General features: G+C 61.8%; 14 protein-coding genes (1 of these 14 only partly in view). 3 read left to right on the forward strand and 11 right to left on the reverse strand.

Annotated features, from left to right (window positions below; all coding sequences use genetic code 11):
• Window positions 1–1,344, forward strand: the 3' portion of a protein-coding gene (locus N2A41_RS20180; protein ID WP_170263031.1) for a M23 family metallopeptidase. Its footprint begins 597 nt before the window's first position; 1,344 of the gene's 1,941 nt are visible here — the last part of the coding sequence; its start codon lies off the left edge, out of view; its stop codon occupies window positions 1,342–1,344.
• A 65-nt stretch (window positions 1,345–1,409) separates the two neighbouring features.
• Here the strand turns inward: N2A41_RS20180 and clpB are convergent, their stop codons facing one another.
• The 6 genes from clpB to N2A41_RS20210 all read right to left on the reverse strand — a co-directional run bounded on the left by clpB (window position 1,410) and on the right by N2A41_RS20210 (window position 10,958).
• The gene (gene clpB, locus N2A41_RS20185; protein ID WP_017966398.1) at window positions 1,410–4,010 is read right to left on the reverse strand and encodes an ATP-dependent chaperone ClpB; all 2,601 of its coding nucleotides are present in this window, start codon (window positions 4,008–4,010) and stop codon (window positions 1,410–1,412) included.
• Between the two features lie 252 nt (window positions 4,011–4,262).
• Window positions 4,263–5,018 carry a DUF4167 domain-containing protein gene (locus tag N2A41_RS20190; RefSeq protein ID WP_260109551.1) on the reverse strand — a complete coding sequence of 252 codons (756 nt, stop codon included), beginning with the start codon at window positions 5,016–5,018 and terminating at the stop codon, window positions 4,263–4,265.
• Window positions 5,019–5,360: 342 nt separating this feature from the next.
• The gene (prmC, locus tag N2A41_RS20195; RefSeq protein ID WP_170257030.1) at window positions 5,361–6,221 is read right to left on the reverse strand and encodes a peptide chain release factor N(5)-glutamine methyltransferase; all 861 of its coding nucleotides are present in this window, start codon (window positions 6,219–6,221) and stop codon (window positions 5,361–5,363) included.
• Window positions 6,218–7,297: a peptide chain release factor 1 gene (gene prfA, locus N2A41_RS20200; RefSeq protein WP_222386983.1), complete on the reverse strand. Its 1,080-nt coding sequence runs from the start codon at window positions 7,295–7,297 to the stop codon at window positions 6,218–6,220. The genes prmC and prfA overlap by 4 nt, the downstream gene beginning before the upstream one ends.
• A gap of 29 nt (window positions 7,298–7,326) precedes the next feature.
• The gene (gene ptsP / locus N2A41_RS20205; protein ID WP_017966394.1) at window positions 7,327–9,594 is read right to left on the reverse strand and encodes a phosphoenolpyruvate--protein phosphotransferase; all 2,268 of its coding nucleotides are present in this window, start codon (window positions 9,592–9,594) and stop codon (window positions 7,327–7,329) included.
• Window positions 9,595–9,683: 89 nt separating this feature from the next.
• Entirely contained in the window at window positions 9,684–10,958 is a 1,275-nt protein-coding gene (locus tag N2A41_RS20210) for an aspartate kinase (protein WP_260109552.1), read from the reverse strand.
• Between the two features lie 296 nt (window positions 10,959–11,254).
• Between N2A41_RS20210 and ubiG the strand changes: the two genes are divergently transcribed.
• Window positions 11,255–12,001: a bifunctional 2-polyprenyl-6-hydroxyphenol methylase/3-demethylubiquinol 3-O-methyltransferase UbiG gene (gene ubiG / locus N2A41_RS20215; RefSeq protein ID WP_260109553.1), complete on the forward strand. Its 747-nt coding sequence runs from the start codon at window positions 11,255–11,257 to the stop codon at window positions 11,999–12,001.
• A gap of 79 nt (window positions 12,002–12,080) precedes the next feature.
• Here the strand turns inward: ubiG and N2A41_RS20220 are convergent, their stop codons facing one another.
• The 4 genes from N2A41_RS20220 to N2A41_RS20235 are packed head-to-tail and all read right to left on the reverse strand — an operon-like array spanning window position 12,081 to window position 14,439.
• A complete protein-coding gene (locus N2A41_RS20220; RefSeq protein ID WP_260109554.1) occupies window positions 12,081–12,509 on the reverse strand; it encodes a DUF1178 family protein in 429 nt (142 codons plus the stop codon).
• Window positions 12,506–13,363, reverse strand: a complete 858-nt coding sequence (locus N2A41_RS20225; protein ID WP_260109555.1) for a carbon-nitrogen hydrolase family protein — start codon at window positions 13,361–13,363, stop codon at window positions 12,506–12,508. The genes N2A41_RS20220 and N2A41_RS20225 overlap by 4 nt, the downstream gene beginning before the upstream one ends.
• Before the next feature lie 10 nt (window positions 13,364–13,373).
• On the reverse strand, window positions 13,374–13,631 hold the full coding sequence (gene grxC, locus N2A41_RS20230) for a glutaredoxin 3 (RefSeq protein WP_260109556.1): 258 nt from the start codon (window positions 13,629–13,631) through the stop codon (window positions 13,374–13,376).
• A 31-nt stretch (window positions 13,632–13,662) separates the two neighbouring features.
• Window positions 13,663–14,439 carry a ComF family protein gene (locus tag N2A41_RS20235; protein ID WP_260109557.1) on the reverse strand — a complete coding sequence of 259 codons (777 nt, stop codon included), beginning with the start codon at window positions 14,437–14,439 and terminating at the stop codon, window positions 13,663–13,665.
• A gap of 77 nt (window positions 14,440–14,516) precedes the next feature.
• On the opposite strand from N2A41_RS20235, the gene N2A41_RS20240 reads away from it, so the two are divergent.
• Complete coding sequence (locus N2A41_RS20240; RefSeq protein WP_260109558.1) at window positions 14,517–15,401, forward strand: class I SAM-dependent methyltransferase; 885 nt, start codon at window positions 14,517–14,519, stop codon at window positions 15,399–15,401.
• Window positions 15,402–15,416: 15 nt separating this feature from the next.
• On the opposite strand, the gene N2A41_RS20245 is transcribed toward N2A41_RS20240, so the two are convergent.
• Window positions 15,417–15,584 (reverse strand): Flp family type IVb pilin, encoded by a 168-nt coding sequence (locus N2A41_RS20245; RefSeq protein WP_017966387.1) that lies wholly within the window; start codon window positions 15,582–15,584, stop codon window positions 15,417–15,419.
• Window positions 15,585–15,647 lie beyond the last annotated feature (63 nt).

A 15,647-nucleotide genomic window follows, 5' to 3' on the forward strand; every position in this document is an offset into this window, starting at 1 on the left:
GAAGAGAACGTGCGCTCCAACGGCTCGGTGCTGACCGACGGCAACACGCAGCTCGCAGCCCTTTATTACGTCGATCCGCGTCGCTTCTCCAACGAGGACGCCGACGTCGATCTGACCGCCGGTCTGTCCGCCCGCGTGCTCGAACAGAACATGACGGTCTCCGCATCGGAATCGATCACGCCGCAGACCGAAGAATTCGCCGACGACGTCCTGCCCGTGCGCGTCGACACGCCCATCGCCAAGGCGCTGACGGATTCAGGCTATCCGCAGCAATATGCCGATGGCATTGCCGGCTATATCGCGCAGCAACTGGGTTCTGGTGATCTCGACAAGGGCGACGTGCTGCGCATCGGCATCATTCAGAAAGGCGAGCAGGCAAAGATCATCCGGGCCAGCGTCTACCGCGGCACGCGCCATCTCGTCACCGTGGCCGTCGACGACAAGGGCAGATACGTGCCTGGCAGCGAGCCGCCGATGCTGGATGCCATCGCCACCGCCTTCGATGATAATTCCTTTGCACCGCCCCCCGGCCAGAACCTGCCGCGTGTCTATGACGGCATCTATCGTGCTTCCCTTTCCTACGGCATGACCAAGGATATGACGGCGCTGATCATCAAGCTGCTCGCCAGCAATGTCGATTTCCAGGCGCAACTGAGGCCGACCGACAGTCTCGAGGCCTTCTTCTCCGTCGCCGACAGCGGCGGCCAGGCGACCGAGGATTCCGAACTGCTCTACGTCAACGCCCGTTTCGGCGACACGCAGACGCGCTTCTACCGCTTCCAGGACCCCGACGACGGCACGGTCGATTATTTCGACGAGAACGGCAAGAGTATCCGCCAGTTCCTGTTGCGCAACCCGGTGCCAAACGGCATCTTCAAATCGGGCTTCGGCATGCGCCGCCACCCGATCCTCGGTTTTGCCCGCATGCATACCGGCGTCGATTGGGCAGCACCGCGCGGCACGGCGATCATCGCCGCCGGCAACGGCACGGTCGAAAAAGCCGGCTGGGATTCCGGCGGTTATGGCAACCAGACGATCGTGCGCCATGCCAACGGCTATGAATCCTCCTACAATCACCAGAGCGCCATTGCCAAGGGAGTCGTCCCAGGCGCCAAGATCCGCCAGGGCCAGGTGATCGGCTGGGTCGGCACGACAGGCGAATCCACCGGCCCGCACCTGCATTACGAACTGATCGTCAACGGCACCAAGGTCGATCCGCTGCGCATCCGCCTGCCGGGCGGCAAATCGCTGCAGGGCGAGGCGCTGGCGAAATTCGAAGACGAGCGCAAACGCATCGATACGCTGCTGAACAACCAGACTCCGGACCAGGTGGCGAGCAAGTAGCGTCTTGACCACCCAACGAAAATGGCGGCCGAAGCCGCCATTTCTCATTCATCCGGCAAACCGGCTTACGCCGCTTCGCTCACCGTCTGTCTCGTCCTGAACTGCAGCCGGTCCGAACCGCTCGTCACCGTGACCGTCGATCCATCCGGCACCTGGCCGGACAGAATCTGCTCGGCCAGCGGATCCTGCACGAACTTCTGGATCACCCGCTTCAGCGGCCTTGCGCCGTAGACCGGATCGTAACCCTTGTTTGCCAGCCAGTGGCGGGCTTCCTCGTCGAGATCGATGACGATCTTGCGCTCGGACAGCAGAGCCACCAGCCGCTTCAGCTGGATATCGACGATCGCGCCCATCTCCTCGCGCTTCAGGCGATGGAACAGAATGATCTCGTCGATGCGGTTCAGGAATTCCGGCCGGAAATGCCCGCGCACGACCTCCATCACCTGCTCGCGAACCGTGTCACTGTCGTCGCCGTCCCTCAGCTGCGTCAGATATTCGGCGCCGAGGTTCGAGGTCATGATGATCATCGTGTTGCGGAAATCGACCGTCCGGCCTTGGCCGTCCGTCAGGCGTCCGTCGTCCAGCACCTGCAGCAGGATGTTGAAGACGTCGGGATGCGCCTTTTCGATCTCGTCGAACAGCACGACCTGATAGGGCCTGCGGCGCACGGCTTCCGTCAGCGCTCCGCCTTCGTCATAACCGACATAACCCGGAGGCGCACCGATCAGCCGGGCAACGGAGTGCTTCTCCATATATTCCGACATGTCCATGCGCACCATCGCCGTTTCGTCGTCGAAGAGGAAGCGGGCGAGTGCCTTGGTGAGCTCCGTCTTGCCAACCCCGGTCGGGCCGAGGAAAATGAACGAGCCGATCGGCCGGTTCGGATCCTGCAGGCCGGCACGGGCGCGGCGGACGGCGCGTGACACGGCCTGAACCGCATCGCCTTGACCGATCACCGATTTCGCCAGCTCATCTTCCATCCGAAGCAGCTTGTCGCGCTCGCCCTCCAGCATCCTGTCGACCGGAATACCGGTCCAGCGCGAAACGACATGGGCGATATTGTCCGGGCTCACCACCTCCTGCACCATCGCGCCTCGGTCGCCATCCTGCTTCTCGGCATCGACGAGCTGCTTTTCGAGATCCGGAATGACGCCGTAGGTCAGCTCGCCGGCACGCTGGAATTCACCTTTGCGCTGGGCGATCGCCAGTTCGTTGCGGGCATCGTCGAGCTGCCTCTTGAGATCGGCGGCTAGGCCGAGTTTCTGCTTTTCCGCCTGCCAGCGAGCCGTTAGCGCATCGGCCTGTTCCTCAAGATCGGTCACTTCGGTTTCCAGCCGCTTCAGACGGTCGGCGGACGCGACGTCCGTTTCCTTTTTCAGCGCTTCGCGCTCGATCTTCAGCTGCATGATCCGGCGATCGAGTTCGTCGAGTTCTTCCGGTTTGGAATCCACCTGCATGCGCAACCGCGCCGCCGCCTCGTCCATCAGGTCGATGGCCTTGTCGGGCAGGAAACGGTCGGTGATATAGCGGTTGGAAAGTGTCGCCGCGGCCACCAGCGCCGCATCGGCGATGCGCACTTTGTGATGCTGCTCGTATTTTTCCTTCAGGCCGCGCAAGATCGAGATCGTGTCTTCGACCGTCGGTTCATCGACGACGACGGGCTGGAAACGGCGGGCCAGGGCCGGATCCTTCTCGACATGTTTGCGATACTCGTCGAGCGTGGTGGCGCCGACGCAATGCAGCTCACCGCGGGCAAGAGCGGGCTTCAGGAGGTTGGAGGCATCCATCGCCCCATCCGCCTTGCCGGCCCCGACCAGGGTATGCATCTCATCGATGAACAGGATGATCTCGCCGCTTTCCGCCTGGACTTCATTGAGCACGGCCTTCAGCCGTTCCTCGAATTCGCCGCGGTATTTCGCACCGGCGATCAGCGCGCCCATGTCGAGCGCCATCAGCTTCTTATCCTTGAGCGATTCCGGCACGTCACCGTTGACGATGCGTAGCGCCAGGCCCTCGACGATCGCCGTCTTACCGACGCCGGGTTCGCCGATCAGGACAGGATTGTTCTTGGTGCGGCGCGAAAGCACCTGGATGGTGCGGCGGATTTCGTCGTCGCGGCCGATCACCGGGTCGAGCTTGCCCTCGCGGGCCTCGGCGGTGAGATCGCGTGCGAACTTCTTCAGCGAGTCAAAACCCTGCTCGGCATTGGAGGAATCGGCCGTCCGGCCTTTGCGGATATCGTTGATGACCTGGTTGAGGCCCTGGGCCGTCACGCCGGCATTCTTCAGCGTCGAAAAGGTCGAGGCAGAGGATTCGATCGCCAGCGCCTGCAGCAGGCGCTCGACGGTAACGAAGCTGTCGCCGGCCTTCTTCGCCGCTTCTTCGGCGGTCGAAAGCACCTTGGCGAGCGGCTGTGCCAGATAGATGTTGCCGTTGCCGCCGGAGATCTTCGGCAACTTGGCGAGAGCCGCGTCATTGGCTAGGCGGGCGGCCTTGGCATCGCCGCCGGCGCGTTCGATCAGCGACGCCGCCATGCCCTGATCATCGTCGAGCAGGACCTTCAGCACATGTTCGGGTGTGAATTGCTGGTGACCTTGCGCCAGCGCATAGGTCTGGGCGGACTGGATGAAACCACGCACCCGCTCCGAATATTTCTCGATATTCATATTCTACCTCCATGGATCGCCCTGCCCTGACGAGGCGCAGACCGATGATTGAGATCGACCCCCTGAAAAGGCAGGCCGCGCGTGACCCGTAATGGATTCGGGCGAAGCAGTTCGAGGAGAATATGGTAGCCTGTTCTGCAAGTTTAAAGAGCCCGTAAAATGAAAATCCCCGGCACAAGGCCGGGGATTTTCAAGGCAATTCGAGCTGATGGCATGAGCGTCACGTTCTCCCCTGAAGGGAAAGCGAAATCCTCATTCCGATGCGACGTCAGCCAGCACTGGCGCCTCGGCAGAGGCACCCTCGCCTTCAGCGGCTGCTTCTTCGCCCTCAGCGCCGCGACGCGGGCGACGGGGACGGCTGCCGGTGCTGCGGCGGCGGGGCTGGCGTTCGCGCGGCTGGCCGCCGGCACCTTCCTCGTCCATCGCGACTTCGGCCGGAATGCCTTCGATCTCCGGCTGCGGGCCGGTTCCATCGTTGATCTCAGATTGGGGTGCAGGCGCCTGAGCGGCTACCGGCTTCGGCTGTGCCTGCGGCTGGTGTTGTCTGCTCTGCTGCGGCTGGTGTGGCCTGCTCTGCGGCGGCTGGACAATAACGACATCGTCGCCGTCATTGTCATTCTCATTGTTGTCCATATCGTCGCCGTCGCGGTCCGCACCGTCGCGATCATTGTACTCGCCGCGGTCGTCGCGCTGGAAGCGTTCCTGCATCTGCGCCTGGGCGCTGGCAATGATGCGATTATAATGTTCGGCGTGCTGGAGATAGTTCTCGGCAATCACGCGGTCGCCGGAGCTTTGGGCATCGCGGGCGAGCTGTGCGTATTTTTCGGCGATATGCTGCGCAGTACCGCGAATCTTCACATCGGGGCCGGAACTGTCATAGGTCCGGGTTAGCGGGTTGCCGCCCTTGCGGTTGAAATTGTTGTTATTGTTATTTCCACCGCCGCCACCGCCGCCGTTATTATTGTTACCACGCCCTCGACCGCGCTTGTTCTGCTGTCCTGGCCTCATCGATCGTTCACCTGAATTCTCTGTTTGTGATGGATACATGGCACCAACCGCCATGACCGGAAAACCGGGTCAGGACCTTTGTGCCGCGAGCATACTGCGCCTTTGCGCCGACCTGCCGCTTGGTTCTCAAGTCAGTTTGACTGATTCACGCATTGGGTCGTGTTCAACCGTTGAAACTCTCGTTTAAAAGAGCGGACCCCCGAGGCAAACCAAGTACCGAACGAATCTCGTTCATTCCCATCTGCCCAACACGTGACCGCAACCTATATTGCTTCACCGGGAAATCCAAGCCTTTTCTTCGCAATAACAATAATGTCTCGTCCAATGCCGCATTATCGTCTTTCACGCGAGCGCGAACACGAGCACCCTGTCGTTCTGACCATAATCTTTCACGGATTTGAGGCACCTGAAGCCTTTCGCTTCAAAGATCGCCGTCACGTCGTTTCGCTGATCGTAGCCGATCTCCAGTCCGACGACCCCATCGGGCCTGATGAACCTTGCCGCATCCTTAGCTATGGCTTTGTAAGCGTCAAGCCCATCCGGGCCGCCATCCAGAGCCGTAGCCGGATCAAATTTGGTCACTTCGGGAGCGAGATCGTGAATGACATTGGAAGCAATATAGGGCGGATTTGAGACAATCGCGTGAAAGGATCCCTGGATGTCCTCGAACCAATTCGACTGTACGGCCTCAAAACGATCCTGCAACCCGTTTCTTTCTGCATTCGATCTTGCCGTTAAAAGTGCATCCGCCGATATGTCGCTGCCGACACCTGACGCATCAGGACATTCGCTCAAAAGCGCAAGGCATATCGCCCCGGTCCCGGTTCCCATGTCAAGGATATGGAGACGGCGTTGCGCCTTTGCAAGGTCTTTGAGGTAGACGAGAACCGTATCGACCAGAATTTCCGTATCCGGCCGCGGTTCCAACGTTTCGGCCGAGAGCCGAAGCGGCAGGCCATAGAATTCCCGTTCGCCGAGAATGCGATGCACCGGCTCATGACCAAGCCGCCGCTCCAGCGCTCTGAAAATCACTTCTGCCTGCTCGGCAGAAAGCCTCTCGGCCGATCGCGTCAACAGCTCGGTCGGCGACAGTTTCAGAAGGCCCGCGACAAGCAGCCGCGCATCGGTCGCCGCATCGACGATACCTGCTTCGGTGAAGCGGCGGCGCGCATCGGCAAGCATATCGGCGACCGTTGAGCTCACTGTTGCTCGCCGAGCTGCGCCAGCTGGCTGGCCTGGTAATCGGCCATCAGCGCGTCGACGACCTCCTCGATCTCGCCTTCCATCATCCGGTCGAGCTTATAGAGCGTTAGGTTGATGCGATGGTCCGTTACCCGTCCCTGCGGGAAATTATAGGTGCGGATACGTTCCGAGCGGTCGCCCGAGCCGACCTGGCTCTTGCGATCGGCAGAACGCTCGCTGTCGGCCCTCTGCCGCTCGGCATCGTAAAGCCTGGAGCGCAGTACCTGCATCGCCTTGGCGCGATTTTGGTGTTGCGATTTTTCCGAGCTGGTGACGACGATGCCGCTCGGCAGGTGGGTAATGCGCACCGCCGAGTCCGTCGTATTGACGTGCTGGCCGCCCGCACCCGAAGAGCGCATCGTGTCGATGCGGATATCCTCAGCCCGGATCTCGATGTCGATTTCCTCGGCCTCCGGCAGCACAGCAACCGTTGCGGCCGACGTATGGATGCGCCCGCCCGCCTCGGTTTCCGGCACACGCTGCACGCGGTGCACGCCGGATTCGAATTTCAGCTTGGCGAAGACGCCCCTGCCGGTGATCGTCGCGATGATTTCCTTATAGCCTCCGGCTTCGCCCTCGCTCGCCGAGAGCACCTCCACCTTCCAGCCCTTTTCCGCCGCAAAGCGCTCGTACATGCGAAAGAGATCGCCGGCGAAAAGGGCGGCTTCCGAACCGCCCGTGCCGGCGCGGATTTCGAGGATCGCGCTCTTTTCGTCGGCTGCGTCCTTCGGCAGAAGCAGGATCTGCATCTCCTGCCCGAGCGACTCGATCTGCTCCTTCACCTCGGGCAGCTCGAGTTCGGCCAGTTCGCGCATCTCGCGGTCCACCGACCTGTCCTCGAGCAGCGTTTCGAGGTCGGCGAGCTCGGCGACGGCCTTCTCATAGGCGCGGATTTTCGTCACGACTGGCTGCAGCTCCGAATATTCGGATGCGAGCTTCACATAGACATCGGCAGCCGGGCCAGCGGACATGCGCGCTTCGATTTCGCCGAAACGGCGTTCCAGCTCGCGCATCTTTTCAACGGGAAGCTTCGCCACCCTTCACTCCGATTCTTCTTAATCTCTGTCTAAAGGGGAATATTGTGGCTCTCGGCGAAGCGGGCAAGCACCTCGCGCATCGGCATCAAGGCGTGGTGATCGTCCAGCACCTCATCCATCGCCTTCGTCAGCGCCCCGACATCGAGCCCGAGCAGCATCGCCTTCACCGGTCCGATCGAGGCCGGCGACATCGAGATCGAGCGGAAACCAATGCCGAGCAGCGCCATCGCCGAGATCGGTTTGCTGGCGAGCTCGCCGCAGAGCGTCACCGGTGTCTTGTTCCGGTCCGCCCCGCGCACGATATCGCGCAGGATGCGCAAGAACGGCTTGCCGAGCGGATCAAAGCGGTCCGAGACCCGCGCATTGCCGCGATCGACCGCCATCGAGAACTGGAAGAGATCGTTCGAACCGACCGAGACGAAATCGACCGCCTCCATCAGTTCGTCGAGCTGCCAAAGCAGTGCAGGGACCTCCAGCATTGCTCCGAATTGCAGCTTGCGCGGCAGCCCGTGGCCAAAACGCGACAGATGCTGCACTTCCTTCTGCAAGAGCTCGCGCACCATCTTCAGCTCGGAAACCTCGGTGACCATTGGCACCATCAGCTTCAACTCGGTGTCGGCCGATGCCTTCAGCAGGGCGCGCAACTGGGTGCGCAACAGTCCCGGCCGGTCGAGCGACAACCGGATGGCGCGCCAGCCGAGTGCCGGATTTTCTTCCTCATGGCCGCGGAAATACGGCACCACTTTGTCGCCGCCGATGTCGAGCGTACGGAAGGTTACGGTACGGCCCGCCGCCTGCTTTATCACATTACGATAGAATTGCTCCTGCTCCTCCGCCTTCGGCATGGTGGAGGCGATCATGAACTGCAGTTCGGTCCGGAACAGGCCGATGCCCTCGGCGCCTGATTCCGAAAGCTGCGGCAGGTCGACCAGCAGGCCGGCATTCATCATCAGCGCGATCCGCTGCCCATCCTTGGTCACCGGCTCGACGGCGCGCAGCGCCCGGAACTGCTCCTGCCGCCTGGCGCGGAAGCGGACCTTTTCCTCGTAGGAGCGCCGGTGATCGGCCATCGGCCGCAGATGCACATGTCCCTCGTCGGCGTCGATGATCACGGCATCGCCGTTCTCGGCGAGCGCCACCACGCCCGCTGCCTGGCCGATGACCGGAATACCCATGGCGCGCGCGACGATCACCACGTGGCTCGTCACTGCTCCTTCTTCCAGCACCAGCCCACGGACATTGGAACGCGGATAATCGAGCAGTTCGGCTGCTCCCATCGCGCGCGCCAGGATGATTGCGTCGCTGGGGAAACCTTCGGCGGTCGTCCGGCCGGTATAACCGGTCAACTGTCTGAGCAGACGGTTCGCCAGATCCTCGAAATCATGCATGCGTTCGCGCAGATATGGGTCGGTCAACCGCATCATTCGCGCCTTGGTGTCGCTCTGCACCTTCTCGACCGCCGCTTCCGCCGTCAGGCCGTTGCGGATCGCCTCCTCGAGCTTGCGCACCCAGCCCTGGTCATGGGCGAACATGCGATAGGTTTCGAGCACCTCGCGGTGTTCGCCCTCCATCGAGACATCGCGACGCGACAGCATGTCGTCGATCGAAATCCTGAGCGAGCCCATGGCTTCGGCCAGCCGCCGGATTTCCTTCTCGGCATCCTCGTTCAGCAGGTTGGTGACAACGATGCGCGGCTCGTGCAGCACGACGTAACCGAGGCCGATGCCGTCATTGTAAGTGTCGCCATCCACCGTCACCGAACGCGTCAGGTCGAGTTCGAGGCCCGGCTTGGTGATCTTCTTGAGCTCGCCGGTGGCGATCATCTCTGCAAGCACCATCGCCGTCGTCTCGAGCGCTTCAACCTCTTCCTCGCGATAGTTGCGGCTCGCCTTGTTCTGCACGACGAGAACGCCAAGCGAGCGCCCCGTCCTGAGGATCGGCACGCCGAGGAAGGAATGGTAGATTTCTTCGCCCGTTTCCGGCAGGTAGCGGAAGGCAGGGTGCGACTGCGCGTCGGAAAGGTTGAGCGGCTGGGCTGAGGCCGCGATGGTGCCGACAAGGCCTTGCCCCATCTTCAGTTGCGCCAAGTGCACGGCCTCACGGTTGAGGCCTTCTGTCGCATAGAGTTCGAGGACGCCGTCGGCGCGCAGCACATAGACGGAGCAAACCTCCGCCACCATGTTGCCGGCGATCTGGCGGACGATCCGGTCAAGCCGCTCCTGCGGCTCCAGCGGCTCCGCCATTAACTCGCGCAACCGCCTGAGCAGCACGCGCGGACCGCCGGAAAGGTCTCTCATGGCGTCTCAAGCTCCCGAAACAACGCACTCAGTCCCGGCGGGCCGGCCCTCGTCTCCTCAACCTGAAGGGGCAGGGCGCCCGCTGGGAATCAATTCTTATCCAGACCGTAGCAGGAATGCAAAGTCCTGACAGCGAGTTCTGCATAGGGACCGTCGATCAGGATGGAAATCTTGATCTCGGAGGTGGTGATCGCCTTGATGTTGATGCCTTTTTCGGCAAGTGCACGAAATGCGGTAGCAGCAACGCCCGCATGGCTGCGCATGCCGATGCCGATGACCGATACTTTCACCAGCCCCGATTCGTTTTGCACGACATCGTAGCCGATCTTCTCCTTATGGTCGCCGAGCACCTTGATCGCCTTCTCGACGTCGCCTGATGGTACTGTGAAGGTCATGTCGGTCTTCGATCCGTCCTCGGAAATATTCTGGACGATCATGTCGACATTGATATGGGATTCGGCGAGCGGCCCGAAGATCGCCGCGGAAACGCCCGGCCGGTCGGCAAGACGGCGTAGCGAGATCTGAGCCTCATCCTTGGCATAGGCGATGCCGGTGACTACTTCCTGTTCCATGATTTCATCCTCGTCACAAATCAGCGTTCCGGGCGGGTTCAACAGATCGCCCATGCCCGGAGCATCGGGATCTTCGAATGACGAGCGCACGAAGGTGCGCACCTTGTGTACCATGGCAAGCTCGACCGAGCGCACCTGCAGTACCTTGGCGCCGAGCGAGGCCATTTCCAGCATTTCCTCGAAGGCGATCTTCTTCAGCCTGCGCGCCTTCGGCACGATGCGCGGGTCGGTCGTGTAGACGCCGTCGACATCAGTATAGATATCGCAGCGGTCCGCCTTGACTGCTGCCGCGATTGCGACGGCCGAGGTATCCGATCCGCCGCGCCCCAGCGTCGCGATACGGTTGTCGGGTCCCAACCCCTGGAAGCCGGAGATGACGGCGACCTGCCCCTCGCCCATCCGCTTGACGATGTCGGAGCCGTCGATCTCCATGATCCGTGCCGCGCCATGCGCGTTGTCGGTGCGGATCGGGATCTGCCATCCCTGCCAGGAACGGGCATTGATATCCATCGCCTGCAATGCAATGGCCAGCAGCCCGGAGGTCACCTGCTCGCCTGATGCGACCACCGCATCATATTCCCGCGCATCGTAAAATGGAGAATTGGCGCCGATCACCTTCGGCGTGCCCTGGACCCAGCCGACCAGTTCGTTGGTCTTGCCGGACATGGCCGACACCACCACCGCCACCTCGTGCCCGGCATCGACTTCGCGTTTTACGTGGCGGGCAACGTTCTTGATGCGGTCCAGGTCAGCGACGGACGTGCCGCCGAATTTCATTACGATGCGTGCCATATGCCTCTACCACGACTGGCGCCGGGAAAGCGGAAAACCGGACCCGGCATCACGAAAGCTCTGGGGCAGACCGCTAGGCCCAAGAGCCGGATTCCCAACTTCCGGAACCGCTCTAAAGCCCAGGTCCCCAAAGGCCCCAAGTTGCGGCGTCTCATAGCGAGTTTGGCGGGGGGAGGCAAGCGCACGCGATAAAAGCTATTGGCGAGCGGATCCGCGCTCGCCAATCCCCTGATCCGCGCCCTTGACTTATGCCCCCGATCGTCCGACTTCACATGTCACGAATGAAGGAGTGGACGATGACGGAAACCGCCAGAAGCACGATCGACCAGGGCGAAGTGGACCGCTTCTCGGCGATGGCAGCGGAATGGTGGAGCCCGACCGGCAAGTTCAAACCACTGCACAAATTCAATCCCGTCCGGCTCGCCTATATAAGAGACAAGGTCTGCGAGAATTTCGGCCGTGATCCGAAAAGCCCGCGCCCGCTCGAGGGTCTGCGTGTGCTCGATATCGGATGCGGCGGCGGCCTGTTGTCCGAACCTGTCGCTCGCATGGGCGCCTCCGTCGTCGGCGCCGATCCGTCCGAGAAGAATATCGGCATCGCCTCCACCCATGCCGCAGCCTCCGGCGTTTCGGTCGACTATCGCGCCGTCACCGCCGAGGAGCTTGCGGATGCTGGCGAGACCTTCGATATCGTCTTGAACATGGAAGTTGTCGAGCACGTCGCCGATGTCGAATTCTTCATGACCACCTGCGCGAAAATGGTCCGCCCCGGCGGCCTGATCTTCGTTGCCACCATCAACCGCACGATGAAGGCGGCAGCGCTTGCCATCTTCGCCGCCGAGAACATTCTGCGCTGGCTGCCGCGCGGCACCCATCAGTATGAAAAGCTGGTGCGCCCGGAAGAACTGGAAAAGCCGCTGGCGGCAAGCGGCCTTGAGATCACCGACCGGACCGGCGTCTTCTTCAATCCGCTGTCGAACCAGTGGAACCTGTCCAAGGATATGGACGTCAATTATATGCTGCTGGCGAAGCGGCCGGCATAATTCCCGCCGTCAATAAGCCGGCTGCACTTTCAGCAGAAGCAGGCCGAAATTGTAGGCGGCCAGACGCCCGGACTGGATGTCAGTTCACGTCCTCCGGCAAAACCGGAATGGCCGCGATCTCGATGCCCTCTTCCAGGAGCGCCTGCGCCTCGTCGACCGTCGCCTGGCCGATGATGCCGCGGGCATCGGCCTCGCCATAATGGATCTTGCGGGCTTCCTCGGTAAACTGCGTGCCGACGTCCTCTGAATTGGCCTTGACCGCCGCAACGGCCTCCTTGAGTTTTTGCAGGGCCTCGCGGCGCATGGCATCCATCGCCAGCGTCTGCCTCTCGTCCTTCCCGCGCGCGGTCGACACCGAAGGCGCCATCAACAGCTTGGAAATGGCGGCGGAATGACAGACCGGGCAGGTCAGGAAACCGGATTCGACCTGACGGTCGAAATCGGCGCTTTCCGAAAACCAGCCTTCGAATTCATGGGCATTGTCACAAGTGAGGGAATAGCGGATCAAGCGGCGACGCCTCCGGCGATTGCCCCCGCAATCCTCTCGACCGAGAATTCCCGGCCATTCCTCAGGTTCGGGATCTTGTCATGCGCGGCCTTGACCGCGCCGGGATCGATCTCGGTGACGATGACCGCCTCGCCGGCGGCGCCGGCCGACGCCAGCACCGTGCCCCAGGGATCGATGATCATCGAATGGCCGAAAGTCTCGCGCCCGTCCTCGTGCCGGCCGGCCTGCGCAGCGGCGATGACGAAGACCCCGTTCTCGATCGCGCGTGCCCTGAGCAGGATCTCCCAATGCGCCTCGCCGGTCTGCTTGGTGAAGGCAGCAGGAACTGTCATCACCTCGGCGCCGGCCATGGCCTGGGCGCGGAAGAGTGCAGGGAAACGCACGTCGTAGCAGATCGCGAAGCCCATTTCCGCAAAGGGCAGCGACAGGACGCGGGCCTCCGAGCCGGCTGTATAAGCGGCACTTTCTCGCCAGCTCTCGCCATTGTCGAGGTCGACGTCGAACATATGGATCTTGTCGTAGCGATTGAGAATCCTGCCGTCGGGACCGAACAGGAAACCGCGATTGGCGATCTTGCCGTCGGCAAGCGCGATCGCCGTCGAACCGACATGCATGTGGATGCCGAGTTCTCTAGCGAGATTTGAGCCTGTCTTGACGATGACGTCATGCGCCTCGTCGGCAAGCACGGCGCGTGCCGCCGCACGGTCCCGCTGCAGCATGCCGGTCATTTCAGGCGTCTGTACATAGGTCGCGCCCTGGCCAGCGGCCTCGCGCACCAGCCGCGCCATGGCCGCAGCATTCTTCACCGGATCGACCCCGGAGCACATCTGGACGGCGGCGGCCTTGAAGCTCATCGGCTCTTCCTCAAGCTGCCAGCATCGGATCGAGCCTGCCGGCCCGATCGAGTGCAAAGAGATCGTCGCAACCGCCGACATGTTCGATGCCGATGAATATCTGCGGAAAGGTCGTACGCCCGTTCGACTTGCCGATCATCTCCTGGCGAAGATCCGGCGAAAAGGTCGCGTCGTGCTCGACATATTCGACGCCCTTTTCTTCGAGAAGGGACTTGGCGCGGCTGCAATAGCCGCAAAACTGCCGTGTATAGATGGTGACGGGTACCATAATCTCTCCAGACCGACGCCGGGTATTTCTGTCATATAGGCTCCGAGAGAGCCCTTGCAAAGGTCAAAACCGTGATCTCAGCCGCACCCGCCTTGCGCAGTGTCCGGCTTGCCGCAGCGACCGTCGCCCCTGTTGTATAGACGTCGTCGACAAGGACGATGCGTTTGCCGAAAATGTCGTTTTCGCAACCCTTGGCGATCGCAAAAGCACCCCTGACATTGTCCTCGCGCGCCTTGGCGCCAAGGCCGACCTGCTGGCTGGTGCGCTTGACGCGAATAAGCGTGGCGGCAAGCAGCGGCTTGCCCGAGAGCTTTGCCATGTGGCGGGCAAGCTCTGCTGCCTGGTTGAACTTGCGCGCCAGCATACGGGTGCGATGCAGCGGCACTGGGATCAGCGCATCGCAGCTATCGACCGTCCCATCGGAGGCCCGCAGCATCCAGGCGGCCATCATCGGCGCCAGATCGGTGCGATCGCGATATTTCAGCCCATGGACGAGATCACGGACCGCATGATCGTGGGTCGCTGCCGACCGTAGCCGGTCGAAGGGCGGCGGGTTGGCGATCGCCTCGGCGCTGAGGATCCCGGCGCCGAGATCGTGCGAGAAGGGAATGCCGAGCACCTCGCAATAAGGCCGTTCGATGAAGCGGATACCGGACCAACATTTCGCACAGAGCCCGCGATGGCCGCCGGTCGAAATACCGCAGACGGAACAGGCGGGCGGATAAAAGAAATCGGCAAGCGCCGAAAACGGCCGCAAGAGATGCGTCCGCAAGAATTCTGCCGGTCTTTTCAATTCGATTGGCCCCATGCCCGAGAGACTAGCGCGTTCTCCACGAAAGGAAAATCGTCTTGCCGCAAAGGCGGCGCGGGACTAAGGACATCGCCATGGAAACGATCTTCGACAGAGCCCTGATCGCCGCACATCGCCATCGCGCGCTTGTAAACGACGACCCGAAAGCCGCCTTCCTGCTCGACATTGCCGCTGAGGAAATGGCCGAGAGGCTTACGGTGGTCGAGCGGACTTTCGAGACCGCCGTCGAACTGCATGGCGCAACCGGTGCTGCCGCCCGTGCCGCGCTAGCGACGGGCAAAATCGGCACGATGATCCGCATCGAAAGCGAGAAGGCCTATGCCGGACCGGGCGAAACCTTGATCGAGGCGCCGCTGGAGGCGGTGCCGCTCGAACCGCAATCGGCCAATCTTATCCTTGCGCCGCTCAGCCTGCATCTGACCAACGATACGCCGGGTGTCTTCATCCAGATCCGCCGCGCCCTGAAGCCGGACGGCCTGTTCATGGCCGCGATCGCCGGCGCCGGCACGCTGCAGGAACTGCGCGACGTGCTGCTGGCCGCCGAGGTCGAGATGACAGGCGGTGCAAGCCCGCGTGTCATTCCCTTCGCCGATGTGCGCGACGTCGGCAGCCTCATGCAGCGCGCCGGCTTCACGTTGCCGGTGATCGACGCTGAGAACTATACGGTGCGATATGATTCGCTCTTTCCGCTGATGCGGGATCTGAGAGCGATGGGCATGAGCAATCCACTTGCAGCCCGTGCCCGGATGCCCCTGACGCGCGCCTTCTTCCTGCGCGCAGCGGAGATCTACGCCGAACGTTATTCCGATCCCGATGGACGTATCCGCGCCACCTTTTCGATCATCTATGTCTCGGGATGGTCTGCCCACGAGAGCCAGCAAAAGCCGCTCAGGCCAGGTTCGGCCAAGGCGCGCCTTGCCGATGCACTGAAGGTAGACGAGCACAAGCTCAAGCAGTAGCGGGCGGCAGCGTCTTCAATTCGCGGGCAGATTGTTGCCGATCACGTTAAACACGCCTTGCAAGGCGCCGGTGAAGGCTCCGAGACCGGAGATGAGCGCGCCACAAATGAGGGCGGCGATCAAGCCATACTCGATTGCCGTCGCACCTCTGTTATCAGCAAGAAATGCTTTCAAAATACGCATTATTACGCGACCCTCTGAGCGAAATCGACTGCAAACGACCAATTCCACGACTATCGGGCGACG

The organism is Rhizobium sp. SRDI969 (assembly GCF_025152725.1).
In the GTDB taxonomy this organism is placed as follows: Bacteria; Pseudomonadota; Alphaproteobacteria; order Rhizobiales; family Rhizobiaceae; genus Rhizobium; species Rhizobium leguminosarum_I.

Coding starts and splice junctions, on each gene's coding strand:
- N2A41_RS20190 (WP_260109551.1), bottom strand. CDS start 5,018: ATGAGGCCAGGACAGCAGAACAAGCGCGGTCGAGGGCGTGGTAACAAT.
- N2A41_RS20240 (WP_260109558.1), top strand. CDS start 14,517: ATGGAAACGATCTTCGACAGAGCCCTGATCGCCGCACATCGCCATCGC.
- N2A41_RS20210 (WP_260109552.1), bottom strand. CDS start 10,958: ATGGCACGCATCGTAATGAAATTCGGCGGCACGTCCGTCGCTGACCTG.
- N2A41_RS20235 (WP_260109557.1), bottom strand. CDS start 14,439: ATGGGGCCAATCGAATTGAAAAGACCGGCAGAATTCTTGCGGACGCAT.
- ubiG (WP_260109553.1), top strand. CDS start 11,255: ATGACGGAAACCGCCAGAAGCACGATCGACCAGGGCGAAGTGGACCGC.
- grxC (WP_260109556.1), bottom strand. CDS start 13,631: ATGGTACCCGTCACCATCTATACACGGCAGTTTTGCGGCTATTGCAGC.
- N2A41_RS20245 (WP_017966387.1), bottom strand. CDS start 15,584: ATGCGTATTTTGAAAGCATTTCTTGCTGATAACAGAGGTGCGACGGCA.
- clpB (WP_017966398.1), bottom strand. CDS start 4,010: ATGAATATCGAGAAATATTCGGAGCGGGTGCGTGGTTTCATCCAGTCC.
- N2A41_RS20225 (WP_260109555.1), bottom strand. CDS start 13,363: ATGAGCTTCAAGGCCGCCGCCGTCCAGATGTGCTCCGGGGTCGATCCG.
- ptsP (WP_017966394.1), bottom strand. CDS start 9,594: ATGAGAGACCTTTCCGGCGGTCCGCGCGTGCTGCTCAGGCGGTTGCGC.